Origin of the sequence: Microbulbifer sediminum, from assembly GCF_021729035.1 — a bacterium.
Lineage (GTDB): Bacteria > Pseudomonadota > Gammaproteobacteria > Pseudomonadales > Cellvibrionaceae > Microbulbifer > Microbulbifer sediminum.
On the sequence record NZ_JAJSAP010000002.1, the window covers coordinates 44,839 to 64,322 of the forward strand.

The following is a 19,484-nucleotide window of genomic DNA, read 5'->3' on the forward strand; positions in this document are numbered from 1 at the left end:
AAGTGAAGAATACCGTTGTGATTATGTCTACGGCATATCCGGTAGATAGTTACATTGCACGGGATTTTTTTACATCTCTCTTAAATCAATCAAATAAAAAATTTGACATCCTAGTCGTGAACGATGGTTATGAGGGGTTTCACGAATTAAAGGAAGAGTATAAAGCTCTTAATATTATAGAGCTCCCTGGGATTTCAAATATTGCAAAGAATAGAGAGCTATTAATTAACACTGCTCGTTTACATTATGAGCTTGGCATCTTTTGCGACTTTGATGATGTCGCAGACTGCAATAGGGTTGAAGCTGCAGTCTCGGAATCTGATAACGCGGACATTATTGTTAACGATCTGGACATCTATTCCGGTGAGAGAGTGATATACCCGGGTTTTTTTCAGGGAGAATTAAAGCACGGGCAAAAACTCAGTTACCAAGATATAAAAGAGAAAAACTATTTTGGGCTTTCTAATACCTCTGTGAATTTAAAAAAGCTCTTCCCGGTAAACTTTCCGGAAGAGCTAAAGATTGTCGACTGGTATTTCTACTCAATACTTTTACATAAAGGCTTGACTGCACAATTCACCAATAGCACTAAGACATTATATCGACAAGACGGTGAACACCTTGCAAATCTCCTGGAGAACTCCAGAGAGCAATTTCAAAATGAACTTGAGGTGAAGAAAAAGCACTATAGCTTACTTTCTTCAGCTTTACCGAATCTCAAAAATGAATTTGAAAATTTTCTGAGTAGACTGAATGAAATAGATCTAAAGCAGTTCGATATGCTTAGTAGAGAAGTAATGTGCTCCGAACGTGAGAGCCATGCTTGGTGGTCTATGATACAAACCGGGGAAATAATATGATGCTAACAACAAACTTTAAGCTTGAAAATTACGGTCTTCCATATGTGATTGCTGAGCTCGGATCGAACCACAATGGGGACATGGGCTTGGCGCGTAAATTAATCTTACAAGCGAAGCAAGCTGGAGCAAATTGTGTAAAGTTCCAGAGCTGGACTAAAGATAGCATTTTTTCCAGGAAAAAATATAAAGATAACTATTTTATCGCTGATGACTACAGAAACCGGACAGATTACTCTCTTGAAGAAATTGTTGAGGAGTATTCAATATCCGAAGAGCAGCTGCTTGAAATGAAGAAGTTTTGTGACGAGGTGGGAATAGATTGCACGTCGACACCGTTCTCGCAGAAAGAGGCTGACTTTTTAGTTGAGAAATTGAACACACCTTTCATTAAGGTGGCATCAATGGATCTGAATAACATTCCCTTTCTCCAGTATTTGGCAGGGAAGATGCGCCCAATTATCCTCTCAACTGGACTCAGCGAGCTTCACGAAATTGACAAGGCAGTCAGGGCTGTCGAAGAAGCGGGGAATACTAGTATTTGTTTGTTGCACTGTGTATCTACATATCCACCTGTAGATTCAGATGTGCACTTGAATAATATGATTACACTTAGACAAGCTTTTCCAAACTATCCGATTGGTTTTTCTGATCATACAATTGGGGTAGAGATTCCACTAGCTTCAGTGGCACTAGGTGCATGCTTAATAGAGAAGCACTTTACTTTAGATAAAAATATGGAGGGTTGGGACCATAAGGTGTCTGCGACACAAGATGAGCTGGCGTCGATTGTATCTGGAGCAAAGAGAGTTAATGATTCCTTAGGCAGTTTCCGGATCAGGGCCACAGAATCAGATGAAAAAAAGAAAGAGTTTCGGCGTAGTATTGTCTTAAAAAAGAGTATGCGTGCTGGCGAAATTATCACCATGGAAGATATTGACTATAAGAGACCTGGTGGTGGATTGGACCCAGAAATGTCTGACTTTGTCGTTGGGTTTCGAGTTAATCAAGACTTGCCATATGACCACATTCTCACCAAGGATGATATTAAATAAATGCTGGCTCTAATACCCGCCAGGGGGGGCTCAAAAGGTCTCCCCAAGAAAAACATCCTGCCGATTGGTGGAAAGCCGCTAATCGGACATTCGATAGCTGCAGCTAAACTGGTTGAGCAAATTTCGGAAGTATACGTATCTACAGATTGTGAAGAGATAGCCGATGTTGCAAGGGGCTATGGTGCAATAGTTCCTTTCATGAGAAGTGAAGCTCTGGCTAGCGATACCGCAGTAGCCATTGACGTATATTTAGATTTTATTCAGCGAATGGAATCCCGGTTGGGTAAAGAGCTTAACGAAATCGTTGTTTTGCTCCCAACGTGTCCTCTGAGAACATCACTGGATATCGAATCAGCAATCACGTTATTTCGAGAAAAAAATGCTGATTCGGTGATCAGTTATACGCAGGAGTCGCACCCTATTAGGTGGCATAAATACGTTAATGACGAGGGAAAATTCGAGAATATTTTTAATGAAGTAATGGATAACCGTCAAACAGAAAAGGTGTCCTACTATCCAAATGGAGCCATTTATATTTTTAAGACGGACCTGTTAAAAAATAGAAAATATTATTCAGAAAATAGCTACGCATATTTAATGCCACGATCAAGATCAGTGGACATTGATTACCAGGATGATCTGGATTACGCGAGATATTTGATGGAGGCGGCACCAGATGCATAGATGTGTATACGTACTGAAGGAAGATAGTTCGTTTCATTCAGCGATAAAAGCTCTGGATAAGGGAGGGCAGGGTGTGCTTGTCTTCATTGATGAGCAAGGTCGACTCCTTGGGATAATAACGGATGGCGACGTAAGAAGAGCAGTTTTACGAAAAGAAAATAATCTGCGTAATATAATAAATTACCAGCCGGAGTTCATGAGTATAAACTCACACAAAAGTGATGTTATCTCTCGCCTTAGAAGGATTCATCGACGGCATATGCCTCTAGTTGATGGCGCCGGCAAACTTGTTACTCTATTCTCGCTAGATGAAATTGAGTTTATCAGCAAGAAAAATAAAGTTGTTGTTATGGCTGGTGGATTGGGGTCTCGACTAGGGGAACTGACAAGACATACCCCTAAGCCTATGCTAAATGTTGGTGACAGGCCTATGTTACATCATCTCGTAGAGATGTTTAGCGAGCATGGCTTCAGCGATTTTATATTTTGTGTGAATTATAAAAAAGAAGTAATCAAAGAATACTTTGATGACGGCACTAAATTCGGGGCAAGAATTCAGTACGTTGAAGAACGTGATAGATTAGGTACGGCAGGGGCGTTAAGCCTTATTGAAAAATCCGATTTAGATCAGGATTTCTTTGTGATCAACGCTGATGTTCTCACGAGTGTCAATTTTACTGAGCTTCGGGACTGTCATGTTCAATCAAATTCCAAGGCTACAATGTGCGTACGTAAACATACAGTGCAAATTCCCTATGGAGTCGTAAACTCAATAGACAACCATGAAATCTCGTCAATTGAAGAGAAGCCAGTACTAGAGTTTAAGGTCAATGCAGGGATTTACATGCTTAATCCTGGCGTACTGGACCTGTTAGATCATCATGTCTACCTGGATATGCCAAGTTTGTTTGAACGGCTGAAGTTAGAGAAGTTTAAGACCACGATTTTTAATGTAGATGAATACTGGTTGGATATAGGAAGAAAGGAAGATCTAAGTCGCGCAAACGCTGATATTCAATATTTGCCTAGTGACTGACAGTCGATACGATTGATGCCGGCAATGCGGGAACAAAATTACGGGCTGATAGATTATATATTAACTATTCACAAGTGAGCTTATCTATAAAAGTTGACTCGAAAATTACTACAGAAATGAATTAAAAAGCATGAAAATTTATCTTTATCCGGAATGAATACTTGCTAAGCGATATTTGCAGTCGTATATGAGGCCGCGTAAATACTATATAACTCATTCATGATTACTTATTAAAGATTAACTAAATGAAGCTGATTGAATTAATGCAGGAAGGTTGGGATCGTGTGAGCAAGATCACGAACGATCGCGCTAAAAGAATAGACAGTTTACCGGATCATATTGCCAAATTCTTTAATAGTTCTGAAGTGGAAGTTATTGATGGTGAGATCGCTGTCAAAAACGCCAATATTTTCTTTTGTGATGAGATAGACAAAGGGTTACAGCTTCGCCGCTTTGTTCCTGGTTTCATTAACCTTTGTGGATCGACAAGAAATAATTTACGTGAGTTTGAGTTCTTTAAAAATGTCTTGAGGAGAAACGGCATTACTGAACAAGTAGTGAACGTTGCCGAATTAACAGTTAAGCCAGCTTTTTCTCCTGTGGAAGATTTAGTCGACAGAGCCGCAATTGGGGATTGCTTCTATAATTGGACCCGAGACACTGGTAGTGTTCCTGCGCTTACACTTCACTCTCTTATTTGGTTTACAAAGGCATTTTTATCTTGGGTAGCTGCAAATCCTGACTCGCTTTGCAGGCTGGTCCCACTGATAGTTGTTTCAAATGACCACTCTCCGATTTCCGTGGCAATTGTCCAGGCCGCAAGATTCAAAAGTATTCCAACGGTTTATTTACAGCATGCTGAGGTTACCGATCATTTTCCACCTCTAGTGTTTGATATTAATATTTTGCATAATCAAAGATCACTTAATGTCTATTCTGAGATTGGTCCAATAAGAGGTGATAGCTTTATACTGTCGCGTTGGATTGGTTCTTTCCGATTGGAGAGGTTGCGAAAAAAAGAGACGCAGAAAGTTAATGTTGCACTATATCTCACTGCCAATTTCCACTTAGATAAACTGAATGAAATAATCGATCCGTTGAAATTAAATCCGGCGATTGAGTCGATCGCAGTAAAGCCTCATCCTAGAACTGATCCTCGGATCCTCGACCAGCTCCAGTTAATATATGGAGACTTGATTCAGCTCAATCCCATTGATATACCCGACGTTGCTGTGGTTCAGAACTCATCTGTGGTAACAGAGCTACTTCACATAGGTGTAAAGGTATTCCATATTCCTGGGTATGATTGGTTACCTGGTGACTATTATGGCTTTGTCCATGATGGAATATGTGACGCAGTTTCTGATTCTGACTTGTCGGGGAGATTCTGGGAAGATTTTAATTATGATGAAGATTGGCTGAGAAGTTACTCAACAATAAATCCGTCGGCTACGAGTAGTTATGATAATGATGAAAAGCTACTGTGCGAAAAAGTCGAACACATAATTCGTACGCGAAGATCTAACCTTGAATCAGATAATCTTGAACAGAGAAATCTATTAGGAAGCTGGATAGATATAGCAGGAAGAGAGGTTAAACTGAAACCACGACTGAGAATGGAATTGAAATTATTGGTGTTGGCGCCAATCACATACCTCTCCCATTGCCGAAATCTCCCTTCGAGAAATGCTAATTCACTTTTAAGCCTGATCGAAGCTGTTGACTTCTTGCATCATGCCAGAATTCCTGAGCTTGTCCGTATTTATAATGCATCTTTGAAAATTCCTGCAGAGGGACCGTTTCAGGCACTGATAAAATTGAAAGCACTTGAGTGGACTTTTGAAGAGTTGAATCAAGATGTTTACGAGGAAATAAGTAGCATTATTGACAGGGAAGATGAACCACAAGTAGTCAGCAGGCTGGAAGATAGTTTTTTGACAGCCATTTTACGTTCAACAAACTCAAAGTGGCTAATGGAGTTCTTTGCGAAAGCAAGGGCTCTATCTGTAGATAGATTACACATTAGCCGTCGTATACACCTTAAGCGTTTGATTGATTCATCAAAACAAGAACTGGAGCCTATTAGTCGTTTAGAGAGAAGTATTTACAGTTCTTTGTCTAGTCTGGATAGAGCGAAGTTGGACGTTCTTGGCAATAGTCGCGATATTGGATCTACGCAGTTACATCCGACTGTTCTCGATGTTTTCATTTCCAATGCGCCAAATGGAGTTGTTTGGCAGTTTAGAAATTACGTCCTTCCCGTTTATAAAAAATTTGAAAGCCAAATGTGCTACATGGATGTGCGTTGGTCAAGTAAGCAGAGAAATAAGATACTTGACACGATTAGCGATAAAATACTCGCACGTGAAGCATTTTCATTTATTAGACTTAGTGAAGGAGAAGGGTACATATATAGAGATCTAAGTGAACACTTTACTCTTGATGATGTTGAAAATAGAGAGAGGCATTGGTGGGGAGCGAATCTGGATGAAGAGACCAGAGCGGGATTAGTTGCTCGAAACAGAGCAGCAATTCAGGGTGCAGACTTACTGGGTATTCCATCTGTTTATCGTTTCTTAAGAGATATAAGCTCTAATAGCTGCCAATTAAGTGCAACTCTTACTGGTAGGGGGCTACTGGCAGTGCTCAATGGTGTCGGTCATGATTGCTCTTCAGAGGTATTGTTTACAGAGGAAAAGGCTAACATCCCCCTATTCGGTGATCCAGAAACAATCAGAACCCTGATTTCACGAGCAGAGAAGACTATAGTCGTATCCAGTATTAAGGAGACCCTGATCAAAGGTGTGCTTGGAGAGGAAGTAACGGTGATACCTATACCAACTCATTATCGTACACATAATAATAAGAAGTATGTAACCTCCGATCGCATTTTACCTTTGCTCATTGATGAGCTGAGTTCAGCAGTCCGTGGTCTCTTGGGGCCCGGAACTTTATTGCTTGTCTCAAGCGGTGTCGCGGGAAAGGCAATTCTAGATGTGGGCAAGCATTGCGGTGCTGTTGCCGTAGATCTAGGAGGCGCCATCGACCAATGGTTTAAAAAAGATGGTCTAGCCTACTAAGCCGTTTTTTCAGCTAGCTTAAAGTTCGCAAAAGATCTAACGGACGTAAGTATAGTTTGGCTAGTTATTCTGATGTGCCGGCGCAGAAGTTAGGTGACCTACCTGCAGAAGGAGGATGAACTGCGGTTATCCACTGCGTTTCAACCGGAGTCTTGATTCTCTGCCGCTATGTACGCTCAACAAGATAAGGGCGACAACTGTCCATAGGGCTCCAGCGTGTCCACACCTGGTCACGCTCAGCGGTATTGCATTTTTACCCGGAGTATATTTCCTGTTTAATCGCACAGGGGAGAAGCATTACACAACGCATCCTGAGAGTACGCTCAAATCGAAGTTCAGTCACTCCTGTTAGCACCAGAATAGGCAAGAGGGCAGCCGCGAGCGGTGCAACTGTTAAGCTCCGGCCTGAAGAACACGTGCAAGTAGAATGCGACAGACTGCGATTCAGCCTATTTTAGACTTACCGAATGGTGTTGCGGTAGTTACTCCTCACGTTCCTCGCTAGGACGTAAAGACCAGGATTGTCACCAACTGCGCCTAACTGGCTAAAATTTGAACAGCTCTGCGCCTGTTCGTGAAAGTAAATCAAGCCTACGCGATTGAGTCTAGACCCCAAATCAAGTATGATCCCGTTCATCGAGTGAACGCCAGAGGCATCGGATGTATTCCGCTCCCTTCACAATCTAATACCTGGCCTTCTTGCGAGATAGGAAGTTCTTTGATGCCTAGTGACGAATACAGCTACCGCGTACTGAAGTTGCTCTCACAAAACCCACACCTCAGTCAGAGAGACCTGGCCAAAGAGCTCGGGATTAGCCTCGGCAAAGTCAATTATTGCTTAAAAGCCTTAATTGAGGTGGGGCTTGTCAAGGCGAAAAATTTTAAGAATAGTCGAAATAAGCAAGCCTATGCTTATCTCCTCACGCCCCAGGGGATTGAAGAGAAAACCAAAATCACCGTTAGGTTTCTAAACTCCAAGTTGGCTGAGTTCCAAGCCCTAAAATCGGAAATCGAAACCTTACGAAAAGAAGTTGGAAGTCACGTTGACACAGTTTCCGAGTAGAAAATTTCACTCCGCAGATACCGTTATCGCTGATGCTGATTACGTCTTACGCGCCTTCCATGAACCGTTTACCTTATGCTGGCTTGGCTTTATTAGTGTGCTTGTGGGATGTGTAAGACTGCGCGCATCTCTATTGTGTCAGAATAGTTTTTTTCAAAAAGTGATGGCTAAAATCCAATGGATGTTTGGAGTAAATAATGACTAGTAAAGAGCCGAATCTGCGCAAGGCACTTAGAGAGGTCAAGATATTTACTTATCGTGCAGCAAGATTTACATATAGAAAACTGAACGAGAAGTATGGGATTGATGCGCTGAGTCTGAAAGTTCCGTTCACCAATAAAACTTTAAAGGCAATAGTGTACCCAATTATTAGGGGGAATACTGTTCGCTATTCTGACGTTGGCCCCAGTGTCGCCAAGATATGTAAGCGTAAACCTGGTGAGTCTATCCTACTCGCAAGAATTATAGGTAATGATATTCCTGGAATTCAGGATGAAAATGAAGGCCTGAATAGCCTGGAGTACATTCTTAAAAATGAGGGTGAACTTCCTGGTGTCAGGAAGTTGTTTGTCATTAATAGAGTCGTTTCACGGCATAAGCGGGAGAAGCTAGTACATCTGCTGCGACAATATAATGCGTCATACCTTGAAATTACGTTCAAGCCGCAGGAATATAAAAAAATTCCCCTTACAGGGAGCTCAGCTCCACCCCAAAAAGATCATTCGCTCACGGCTGCTTCAGCTATAAATGGCATAGTTCGAAATGTCGCTGTTAGAGCGGACCGCGCCTCTTACCTTTTGAATAATCTTGGTGCTGCTAAGTTTGTATTTAACTGCGCAATAAAATGTGGTTATAAATGGGTTCTGCCCTGGGATGGTAACTGTATCCTATCAAGTGAGCAGTATACCCAGGTTAAGAGAAATATAGATTCGTGCGACAAAAAGGCTCGATACTTCCTGGTTCCGGTAGCAAGTTTGTCGAAAACCTCATCAATGGTTCAACCCTCATTATCAAGTGACAACCCGGGTAAAGATCAGCTTGTTGTCAAGGTGTCTTCCAGCTACACGATTGACCCCAGAGAGTTGTTCAAGGGCCAGCTACGGTCTCAAGGACTTTTGTGTAAAACTAGTTCTGGGCTATATGACTCTTGGACTTACGAGCAAATCTGGGAGCGTGAAGATTTTCCGTCACACGACGAGTCGGATGGTAAGTGCAACGGCTCAGAAGGCTCTTCGTCTTGCGGCAAGGCATTGTTTGTCCCGGAAGCAGGTATGCCTTTAAAACCGAGAGCAGTTGTTGATTTTATTGATGATGTATTCAACTACAGCTCAAAGTCGGTCGCTGCTAAGAGTGAGATTGATTATTTATACTACCGTCAAGTTGAGAAAGATAGAGGGCTGATTTTCGATGACCCAAAGGCGGTTAATTCAGTCTTTGATAAAGTCTATTTGGTGAGCTTATCCCATGATCTAGAAAAAAGGCTAAAAGTGGGCTTCCAGCTGAGGTCTCTTGGTATTGATTTTGAGTGGTTTCCCGCCGTTAACGGTTATGAAGGGCAGCCTTTGCTTGATTACCAAGAATACGTAAAGAGGCCGCTTGGCAAGATGGCTTTTTTTTCGGATTGTGCCGATTATGAAAGAATTAGGGGGTCGAAGATGATCGAATCCCCAGGAGCCGTTGGATATATCTATACATACATATCCATAATCGAAGACGCAAAAGTACGAGGCTTCAAGAATATCCTTATAGTTGAGGATGACATAATTTTATGTCGGGACTTTAAGCAGAGGTTTCATCGGTTTATAAGCTCAACAAGCGAAGACTGGAAGATTTTACTACTGGGTGCATCGCAATACGATTGGAGCGGGGTTGATATTCCTGAAGCTTTGAAAAGGGGATTTTATAATCCGGAATTACATAAAACAAAAGGTTCTTTTGCGATCGCTCTTAATGAATCTATATTTGATGAGCTGATCGACAATCTCCGTCACTTAGATGCACCGTTCGATAACTTTCCCGTCGGTTTTCTATATGAAAAGTATAACGGCGCATGTTCTGTCGCTTACCCGTACCTAGTCATGCCTGATGTGGGGGATAGTGCAATTCGAGGTGGCAGGTCTCAGTACTCCCATTCCAATCGTGTTGGCTGGTGGGTTCCAGATTTCAACTATCCAGCCCAAAAACCATGTATAGGCATTGTGCTCAAGTCTTATAGGAACCTTGAGTCTCTTGAGTGTAGGTGGGATCGCGGCTCTCCGTATAATGTTAATTACTTTTTTATAAATGAAAATGGAATATCTCCGCTTCATAATAAGGAATTTCTGCCCCGGAATTACTTTGTAGAGAGCGTCGATAACGGGCTATATGAAACCTCGTCTTTGTCTTTGGACTTGTTACTAGAAGTGAATGAGCATGCTCCTTTTAGTGAAGAAGACATTCATAAGTCTGTACTCGCACGCTTCGCGGGCGCCCCTATAGGTGGCACTTTTAAAGAGGTCAAGACGTCGCGCGCTTGCCGTCAGGCTGGCCGAGTATCGGTGATCATTCCAACGTACAAGCGCTCACGGCATCTTATGCGAGCAATGGAGAGTGTGTTAGGTCAAGACTACGAAGATATTGAGCTTATAGTCGTGGACGATAATGGAAAGGGCTCCAGCTTCTCTGTAGAGTCGATGGAGGTAGTTAAAGAGTGTGCCAAACGATACCCTGATAGGCGTATCAAGCTTATTCAGCACGAAAAAAACGCCAATGGTGCTGCGGCAAGAAACACCGGCATTTTCTCCAGCTCAGGAGAGTATATCAGCTTCCTGGATGATGATGACATTTACTTGCCTGGCCGGATATCCAGGAGCGTGCTGGAGTTAGATGGATCCAGCGAGTCGATTGGTGCGGTTTATTGTGGGTTCTTGGGTTGGAACTCTCCATCCTTAAACCTCGATAGATTTAAGGATGGTGATCTAACTAAAGAGATCTTTATGCTTGATTACTTCAAGCACTACCTGCATACAAATACAGCAACTTATAGAGCCAGCGCAATAATGGTGGCCAATGGGTTTGATGAGTCATATCGGAGGCACCAGGACCTGGAATTCAATCTTCGTTTTTTTGAGCGTTTCAAAATTGGTGCTGTAAAGGAGGCGCTGGTAAGGCTGGCGCCAGAGAAATCGACTGTCGACAATAAACTTTATGGTGTCGATATGCTTAACTTAAAAAGAAAATTTCTGACAGAGTTTGAATATTTAATCTCTTCATTTGACGAGGAGGATCAGCGCAAGATTTATGATGTTCACTGCCGCGAGATTTCTCGTTATACCGAAGAGGATGTCCATATAATGGATATCTATAATTTTGTTCGTGGTCATACTATAAACGAAGGCGTGCAGTCTAAATTGCTCGCGGAATGATCGACAATTAATTTGTGAATATAGATTGGTTTGGAAGCATTGATGAGAAGTTTAGGGATCGTTTCACCAAATTTCGGTGGTAGTACTGTTTTTGGGCATATGCTAGGGGGGTATGAAGGACTTTCTCATGTTGGTGAGATACATAAGGTTTACTCTGGCAGGGAGAGTACATGCAGAGAGTGCGGGGATTCGTGTCCTTCATTTACGCCGGAAAATGTAGCTAAAATCCGCAAGCTTGAGAGTCCAATTTACAACAAGTGCGCTGATATACTTGGGCACGACGTACTGGTCACAGGGGATAAAAACCCATATTTTTATGATAAGACTACGGGAATACCAGATTCTCTTGTGGTTTTGTTAAAGAATCCAATGGCCCACACATACAGTTTCTATACTCGCGCCTTGAAGCAGAGCTTTCATTCGTATAGTGATGAGTTTAAATGGCTGAAATTTAAGGAATCCGCGCTTACATATTATACAACTCTTGTTGACAGGGTTGCTTGGGCCTCTGAAATAAAAGCTCAGCGTGGAGTGCCTGTCCATGTCATATCTTTTGAGGAGTTCATTGATTTAGATGACGCCGGGAAGACGAAACTTGCTGAGTCATGGTTGGGCGGTCGAAAATATGACTCTTCTCGCTTGAAATCTCAATCGCACTATATCGCAGGGAATCACAAGATCAGCAATGGCGGTAATGCAAAGGGAATTCGCTTCTTTAAGGGTGCTTTTAAGCGTGATGATCGGTACACCTCAGAGTTCAGTGAAGAGAAATTTGGCGATCTTAAGCGTGACTTAAACGAATTTTTAGAATTGAAGAAATATTTAGAGAGGCTAGATATTTTGACTGGAGTTAAGTGGCTTGGTGTGTAGCGTTAACACTTATTGTCCCAGGGTCTGTTCGTGATGATCTCAGTTATTGTGCCTGTATTTGATCAATGGGATCTGATACCGCACCTGCTTGACCGTCTAGCTAAGCAGAGTATTGGCCTAGAGGCTTTCGAGGTCATCCTTATTGATAATGGAACTCCAGGCTTTGTTGAGCCGGCTCTGGATTTTCCTGGGAAATTAGTCGTTCTTGATTGCGATAAGCCCGGCGCGTATGCGGCCAGAAATGCCGGTATTAACCAGTCGAAAGGCGAGTGGCTGGCGTTTACAGACGCTGACTGCCTGCCTCTGCCGTCGTGGTTGGAGAACCTCTTTGAGGTGGCATCTCTCGACGGGACGGAGAACATAATGCTTGCGGGACGGGTCGATGTTGTTCCAAATTCCAATAAGCCCGGCCCCTACGAGATATATGATGTGGTGAAGGGTATACCGCAAGATCTTTATGTCAAAGGTGGATATGCTGCGACAGCAAATCTTTTCGTTCCTCGCTCATTGGTTGATTCGTTGGGCGGTTTCAAAGAGCGGCTTTATTCTGGTGCGGACAAGGATTTTTGCCTCAGGGCAGTGAGGAAGGGAGCGAGTCTTGCCTATGTTGATGGTGCGAAAGTAGGGCATCGAGCACGGTTCGATTGGGCTGGGGTCGCTACTAAAGCCCGCAGGTTGAAGGGCGGCCAGTTCTATTCGTCTTCAGGCCTTAAGCGACTGCTGGCGGTGTTAAGGACATTTATGCCTCCTATTACGGCGGTCCAAAAAGTTTTTCGCGCAAAAGATCATTCTTTAAGTTATCGGATGATTGCCATTTTTGTTCAGTTGCGCCTTTGGCCGGTGGAATCGGTTGAGATTTTGCGGCTGTCGGTTCGAGGAAAGCCTGAGCGGAAATAGCGATGGACTATATCGGTGGGCTTACCTCTGTGATTAAGCGTGAACAGTAAGTGAGGTATGTAACTTTGGTTGATTATTACTTCTTTCTTGTGTGCCGCCCAGGACAGAGCCCCCTAATTGATCAATTTTGGCTGAAGTATTTATAAGGAAGTCTAAGTATGTCCTCAGGGGTACGCAGATCATTACGTTGGTGCATGTCACTTGCTTCCAAATTCTCGCGGGTGGTGTTCTGGCACACTCTGATTATTATCTTGCTTACACTTACTTCGCAAATATCGATGGTGCTTGCCTTTTTCCTACCGCTGAAAGTAGTGATTCTGCTTGGTTCTAGCGGTATCCCTAACTACTTTCCGGAATCACTGCGTGTTCTTGGGAGCGAATTTTTAATCCTTGGACTTAGCTTATCAGCAGTTTTATTTTATATAGTTCATTTGCTTTCTGAGCACTTGGTTGGCGTTGTTACAGCCCGTGCTTCCGGTCAAATTCTGCTGCATAACAAAAAGGTTGCTCTGTTTCAAAATCAGGACATTGTTGCAGGTAATGCCTATAAGCGTTTCTCTCGGATGCTGGCGAGTAGTTGCTTTATATTTTTGGCTCTGTCCGTAATATCTGTTGTCTATCTAGATATGGCCGCAATTTTGGTGTTTTTAGCCGTAGTTGTAGGTCTCTTAATTGCTTTCCTTGAAAGGACTCTGCCTTCCTTTAAGGATTATTTGAATAATCAGATGCAGGATGCAGCAGGAATTGTCGCAAGTGCTGGTTTCTTTATTTCTTTTGTTTACTTGGTGCTTGACTTCATTTTTCTGAAGCCACCTTCGGTTATTGTTGCTATCCTATCTTTGCTTTTATGCCGGCAGCTCTTTAGCAGGTTTTCTGCTGTTGTCAAAGACATTCAAAGTCTTTCTTCGCAGCGGGTGAAGATTGATGCGCTTTTTTTTCACAACAAAGTGCTTCTGCCAAGTAGAGCTCGCTCAAGCAAGGGCTACTGGCCGTTTTTAGAGCGAGAGCGCCGGGCGGAGTGGATTGATGCTGTTATTTCCAGTTTTGTTGAGGGCTGGGAGGGTTGCAACAAGGTTTCGTGGCATTCATCGAGCTCTCCAGGAATCGCGGTAATGATTGTAGAAGCGTCTTCTGCAGCGAATAAGTACCTGGTGAAGCTCTACGAGCCCAAAAATAGCAATCTGGCTATGCATGAATCCACTCTCATTGCTGAGGGTATAGCCGGTCTGGCTGCGCCGACATTTGTTGGGATGAGTAGCCTTGGTGATATGTCATGTCTTGTTTGCAGGCTCCCATCGGCTGATTTATCAGTTTCTCCCAATGTGCTTCGGAAAGCCGTAGTTAAACTGAAGAGTGATATGCTGAAGATTGAGCCGCCGGCAGTACTCGTCGATCGCTATCAGCGTTCCAGACCATTGCTTTGGCAACGCTTAGGAGAATCTGACCTTCAGAAAATTAAGGTTGCGGCAACTGAAGTAGCGGAGGTCAATCAGGTCGATCGTGTGATAGATCGTTTGCCTATCATCAGGACGATTTTGCAATCAATGCCTCTTTCTTTTGTAAACCCTGACGTGCGACCAGCCAACATTTGGACACTAGCTCAACAGGAAGAGCCAGTGTTCGTGAACTGGGGGCGCTGGTCCCTTGAACCTGTTGGTGCCGGATTTGGAGTGGGTCAACGTGAGATTAGTCAGATCGAGAAAGCGTTGCACGCCGCGGCTAAAGATCGTCCCTCTCTCAAAAACATTGATGCAAAGGTAGTAGAGTTGGTTGCGTTGGTATCCGCACTTGATGAGCGTTATGGAAAGCATCAGCTGAATGAGGCTCTTGATCTTTTGGGTCCTATACTGGAAAGGTTGGACGTCTTAAATTTTGGGTTGCCACTGGAAGAAGCTGACCACGTGCTATCGTAGGTTTACTTGCGGATTTACAGGTGTTGTCCGGGGTTTATACGGAATTTTATTCTATGAAAGTTGAGATATCTATCATTATTCCGGTTTTTGAGCAGTGGGGGTTTGTTCCGGAACTAGTTGGCTGTCTCCGTGCCCAATCCTATTCAATGCAGGGTGTTGAGATATTGCTGATTGATAATGGATCCCGGGAATTAAGTGTTCCTGATAATTTACCTGAGAACGTAAAGGTTCTGCATTGCGATGTTCGTGGCGCATATGCTGCAAGGAATCATGGGATTCGAAATTCTCAAGGACAATTGCTTATTTTTACCGATGCTGATTGCCTGCCGGTCGATAATTGGCTCAATGAGGTAAAAGGTGCACTTAGAAGCGCGAAGACGGATGACGTTCTTATAGCCGGAAGAGTCGATTCTATAAGCGAGTGGAGTGAGCCTTCGGCCTACGAGATTTTCGACATGGTGAGAGGGATTCCTCAGGCTCACTATGTGAGCCGTGGTTATGCCGCTACAGCGAACCTGTCGGTCCCAAGGAAGTTGTTTGATGAGATAGGTCTATTCGACGAGAAGCTTTTTTCGGGTGGAGACGCGGAATTTTGTCGTCGCGCAACCAATAGCGGCTTTCGGATAATTTATAAAGATTCTGCTGTTGTTCGCCATCGGACCAGGGCGAGCTGGGATGAGATTGCAACCAAAGCACGTCGAGTTAAAGGTGGGCAGTTGACCTGTAAATCAAAGCGCCACAAGCTGTGGATATACGTTCGCACTATTTTGTCTCCGGGAATAACAGCCGTTCGCCTTTTCCGCCACCGGAAGTTTTCACTGCGCTACCGCTTGATTGCAAGCCTGGTATATTTGCGGGTGTGGTGCGTCGAATTGTTGGAGATGATTCGCGTGAGTTTTGGTGCTGAACCCGAGCGACGATAGCCTTAAGGGCTTTTGATAGCTGGAGACGTGTGTGCAAGCTTTTGGTGGATTAGTAAAGTGCCGTTAGGAGTTGATAATAGAGTCAGCGTAATAATGCCCGCTTTCAATGTGGGCTCTTTTGTTGCGGCATCAATCGAGTCAGTGCTAAATCAGAGTCATTCAGAAATAGAATTAATTATAGTCAACGATAGCTCGACCGATGGAACAGGTGAGGTGCTGGATAGGTTTGCAGCTATTGATTCTCGGGTCAGAGTAATCAATAGCCTAAAAAATCTTGGTGGAGCAGGAGCGCGAAATTTGGGGTTGGAGTCTGCTCAATATCGTTATGTCGCCTTTATTGATGGTGATGATCTCTGGCATCCTCAAAAGTTGAGCCGTCAAATTTTTGATATCAAGAGTCGGGGCGCACAGCTTGGGTACACAGCAATTCAGAAAGTTGATTCACTAGGAAATCCCTTCGGAGATGTTCAGTGCGTTGAGCAAGAGGTAGATTATAATACGCTGCTCGCTAACCCTCTTGTAGCTTGCTCAAGTGTTCTTCTGGATTATGAAGCGGTTGGTAGACCGTTGATGCCCAATATTAGAAAGCGTCAAGATTTTGCGTTTTGGCTTAAGTTGCTTCGTGAAGGTGCTGTTGCGAGCGGAATTAACGAACCTTTGACTTACTATAGAGTCAGGCCAGGATCTCTATCGTCAAATAAGTTGAGTGCTGCACTGTATACATGGCGTGTTTATAGGTCATTTGAGTATCTCCCCCTGGCAAAAGCTTTGCCGAATTTTATCTCTTATGCTTTGCGGGCTTTTTTGAAAAGGCTCAACAGATGAGAGGTGGTAGATTGTTGGTCACCGGGGCCACAGGCATGGTGGGTCGTGCGCTTGTTAGCAATCTGCGGGCTTCCGGAGTACCCGTGGCTGCAGTAGGTAGAACGCGAAAGGCCGGGATGGAGGCAGATCATTTCTGGGAGCTGGGCGATCAAATGGGTCCTGCTCTGGATGGGGTACAGACATTGATTCATCTGGCCGCCAGGGTGCATATCAGGGGGGCTGGTTTTTCGGATAAAGAGGGCTTCGATCGGGAGAATGCTGAGCTTACTTTAAGACTTGCAAAGGAGGCTCATGCTTACGGAGTTAGGCGGTTTGTGTTCGCAAGTTCTATTGGAGTTCTGGGTTCAAGGTCTGAACGCCCCTTGGGCGAGAGTGACGCCCGGCGACCGCACAATGCCTATACTTACTCCAAAAGCCTGGCAGAAGAGAAGCTCGAAGCTTTCTCGCGGTCTTCTGGCATGCAACTTGTGATACTGCGTTTTCCTGCAGTTGTCGGAGTCGGAGTTAAGGGGAATGTCGACAGCCTTCTTCGCGCCGTCAGGTTGCAAGTTCCATTGCCTTTTTCCCTGATTAATAACCAGCGCCAGTTCGTAACTCTTCGGAACCTGGTTGACGGGATAGTGCTGGCAGCGAAGCATGACATCGCTGCCGGTGAGATATTTCATCTGGCGAATCCGGAGCGTATTTCAACGTTGCAGCTCTGTAAGCTTATTGCCGAGGAGCTTGGTGTTAAGCTCCGCTGCTGGCCCTTGCCCCCCGCCTTTCTGAATGCAGCATTTTTAGCGCTAGGCAGGAAGTCTCTGGCTGACGGGCTGACTGGGAATATGTTAATCGATACTTCAAAAATATCCAGTGTGCTAGGTTGGGAGCCGGAGCAGCCCCTGCAATCGGCTATCCGCGAAATTATCTCTGGCCGTGGTTAGATTGAGCGAGGCTAAAACCTGGTAGATTGGCTTAAAAAATATACTTGGTAAATTTGCTGCTGCTTTGTTTACTCACGCTTGCGACTCATTTCGGGATTTCACATCCCGGTTTGCAGCAACTTTGCTCGGGTTTTGGTCTGCGGGTCTCTTATCAGTAAATCTCCCATATCTTTTTACTGTCACGAAGGCTGGCATCGTGGCCAGTTTGGACCCCGGAATCGTTTTGGTTTCAGAGGTGGCGCGGCCTTCACTTTGCGCTTGTCTATTAGTGTTCCTGTCAGGGTTTTCCTATGAGAAAAGCTCAGGAAGGGCGCTGGAAGTTTGGGTAGGCGCAGAACTGCTTTCGTGTTTAACGAGCCTCCTCACTAAGATTTCCACCTGCTGTCGGTTGAGAGGCCGTGGGGGCTGGACGTAGAGGGCGTTGTTGAGTAATCCGTGGAGTTTATCCAGTTCCTCGAATTCTAAAAGTTTGCTTGCATCACTGATGCTATTTATATGCAGGTTTGGCCATCGGGACTGGAGCCATTGTTTTAGCTCTTTTTGCAAGCGCACCGGGTCACCAGTTTCAACAGCGTGGAAGAGCCGCTTGGTTTGTTCGCTGTCGCTGTTCTGGGAGCTCGGTGTTTTGGCCGTTTGGGAAGGGACCAGATGCTGCCGAAACCACCAGAGATAAATAATCCACATCAGGTGTGAGGCGACAGCAATGATAGCCAGGTTCCGCCAGAAATGATCAGCAGGGAGCTGGTTACTGCGGTTTGGGCCGGGCGGGGCGGTTTGGCTGCTATCGCTGCCGCTTGCCATCGGTGCACCACTGACGGTAAACCGGAACGCCGGTAGCTGGGTTACGCGCTGGCGCCCGGACTTGGTGTCCCACCAGCTCAATGTGATCGGGGGGAGTTGGTATTCACCGGGCTTGGTAGCGACGATGGCCGTGGTCTCGATGCGGCTGCCGCTGATGCCATTGGCGCCGGCCTGGTCATCCTGCTGGGGTTGGTCGGGATAAGTCTTGAGTCCTTCCACATTGATCTTCGGCAATGGCGGCAGTTGGGCAGCGCGCAGGCCCTCGGCGCGAATGGTGACGATTCTAGTGATCGGCTCTCCGACCTTGAAGCTGTCCGGGTCCTGGCTCCAGCTCTGCACAATGCCGAGGCTGGCCGCGGGTAGCCAGTGTTTGCCGCTATAACTGTCGGGTTTCGGTAGTACCTCAACCTCTTTAGCCTCGGAACGCAACCGCATACGTTGCGTATTGCGGTTGAATAGTGAGAAGGGGTCGCGGCGGCCGGCTACTGCCACGTAGGTGAGGGCGGGGATGCGGAGTTTGCCGGAGCTTTCGGGGAATATGGCATAAGTCAGCTCGTAGACCGCATGGCCGACGCCGTTGATGCGCCTCTCATAGCGCTGTTCATCCACTTTCTCAATATGGGCGCCGGGGATCTGCAGTGGCTCGGTTGAGATGTCGTGCAGCCCGATTACCGTATACAGGCGTACCTTGATCAGCAGCTGCTCCTGCACGTAGACCTGGTCCTTGTCGAGCTCCACTTCCAGGAAGGCTTTGCGGTCGTCGTTATCCGGTGTCGAGCCCGCCTCAGTAACGGTGATGGGGATGGCGTCGGACACCTGGCCGTGTAAGTGCAGTGAGGGAACAAACAACCGGCCTTCACGCTTTGGAGCCAGTGTCAGCATCCATTCGACATAGCTTTCCGCGCGGCCGTTGATAACCCGGTACTGGTTGGATTGCTGGCGCGAAAGGATATCAAAATCCTGTTCCAGCAGCTCGAAATCCGGCTGGCCGCCACTCTCCTTGCCGGAATATCGTAGACGTAGGTTCAGGGTCTCGTCCACGCCGATGGTGTTGCGGTCAACGGTTGCAGTCAGCTCGTTGTCCGCCGCGGCGGTACTTGCCAGAAGAAGTAACAAGATTGCCTGGAACAGGTGAAATACTCGACGCATGTTG

At 45.1% G+C, this 19,484-nt stretch carries 14 protein-coding genes; 13 read left to right on the forward strand and 1 reads right to left on the reverse strand.

The window, feature by feature from the left end; all coding sequences use genetic code 11:
• Nucleotides 1–2: 2 nt before the first annotated feature.
• The 13 genes from LVD11_RS02995 (at nt 3) to LVD11_RS03055 (ending at nt 17,530) form a co-directional block, all read left to right on the forward strand.
• Nucleotides 3–860, forward strand: coding sequence for a glycosyltransferase (locus tag LVD11_RS02995; RefSeq protein WP_237055925.1), 858 nt, complete (start codon nt 3–5; stop codon nt 858–860).
• Nucleotides 857–1,912, forward strand: a complete 1,056-nt coding sequence (locus LVD11_RS03000) for an N-acetylneuraminate synthase family protein (protein ID WP_237055927.1) — start codon at nt 857–859, stop codon at nt 1,910–1,912. Before LVD11_RS02995 ends, LVD11_RS03000 begins: the two co-directional genes overlap by 4 nt.
• Complete coding sequence (locus tag LVD11_RS03005; protein ID WP_237055929.1) at nt 1,913–2,596, forward strand: acylneuraminate cytidylyltransferase family protein; 684 nt, start codon at nt 1,913–1,915, stop codon at nt 2,594–2,596. It begins immediately after the preceding gene.
• Nucleotides 2,589–3,632 (forward strand): nucleotidyltransferase family protein, encoded by a 1,044-nt coding sequence (locus LVD11_RS03010; protein WP_237055931.1) that lies wholly within the window; start codon nt 2,589–2,591, stop codon nt 3,630–3,632. Before LVD11_RS03005 ends, LVD11_RS03010 begins: the two co-directional genes overlap by 8 nt.
• A 245-nt stretch (nt 3,633–3,877) precedes the next feature.
• Nucleotides 3,878–6,712: a hypothetical protein gene (locus LVD11_RS03015; RefSeq protein ID WP_237055933.1), complete on the forward strand. Its 2,835-nt coding sequence runs from the start codon at nt 3,878–3,880 to the stop codon at nt 6,710–6,712.
• Between the two features lie 721 nt (nt 6,713–7,433).
• Entirely contained in the window at nt 7,434–7,775 is a 342-nt protein-coding gene (locus LVD11_RS03020) for a MarR family EPS-associated transcriptional regulator (protein WP_237055935.1), read from the forward strand.
• Between the two features lie 197 nt (nt 7,776–7,972).
• On the forward strand, nt 7,973–11,179 hold the full coding sequence (locus LVD11_RS03025) for a glycosyltransferase (protein ID WP_237055937.1): 3,207 nt from the start codon (nt 7,973–7,975) through the stop codon (nt 11,177–11,179).
• 30 nt (nt 11,180–11,209) lie between these two features.
• The gene (locus LVD11_RS03030) at nt 11,210–12,049 is read left to right on the forward strand and encodes a hypothetical protein (RefSeq protein WP_237055939.1); all 840 of its coding nucleotides are present in this window, start codon (nt 11,210–11,212) and stop codon (nt 12,047–12,049) included.
• Nucleotides 12,050–12,082: 33 nt separating this feature from the next.
• A complete protein-coding gene (locus LVD11_RS03035) occupies nt 12,083–12,946 on the forward strand; it encodes a glycosyltransferase family 2 protein (RefSeq protein WP_237057078.1) in 864 nt (287 codons plus the stop codon).
• Between the two features lie 158 nt (nt 12,947–13,104).
• On the forward strand, nt 13,105–14,859 hold the full coding sequence (locus LVD11_RS03040; protein ID WP_237055941.1) for a hypothetical protein: 1,755 nt from the start codon (nt 13,105–13,107) through the stop codon (nt 14,857–14,859).
• Nucleotides 14,860–14,912: 53 nt separating this feature from the next.
• The gene (locus LVD11_RS03045) at nt 14,913–15,782 is read left to right on the forward strand and encodes a glycosyltransferase family 2 protein (RefSeq protein WP_237055943.1); all 870 of its coding nucleotides are present in this window, start codon (nt 14,913–14,915) and stop codon (nt 15,780–15,782) included.
• 57 nt (nt 15,783–15,839) lie between these two features.
• Nucleotides 15,840–16,607, forward strand: a complete 768-nt coding sequence (locus LVD11_RS03050; RefSeq protein WP_369413304.1) for a glycosyltransferase family 2 protein — start codon at nt 15,840–15,842, stop codon at nt 16,605–16,607.
• Nucleotides 16,604–17,530, forward strand: a complete 927-nt coding sequence (locus LVD11_RS03055; RefSeq protein ID WP_255775290.1) for an NAD-dependent epimerase/dehydratase family protein — start codon at nt 16,604–16,606, stop codon at nt 17,528–17,530. The genes LVD11_RS03050 and LVD11_RS03055 overlap by 4 nt, the downstream gene beginning before the upstream one ends.
• A 288-nt stretch (nt 17,531–17,818) precedes the next feature.
• On the opposite strand, the gene LVD11_RS03060 is transcribed toward LVD11_RS03055, so the two are convergent.
• Complete coding sequence (locus tag LVD11_RS03060; protein WP_237057080.1) at nt 17,819–19,480, reverse strand: BatD family protein; 1,662 nt, start codon at nt 19,478–19,480, stop codon at nt 17,819–17,821.
• Nucleotides 19,481–19,484 lie beyond the last annotated feature (4 nt).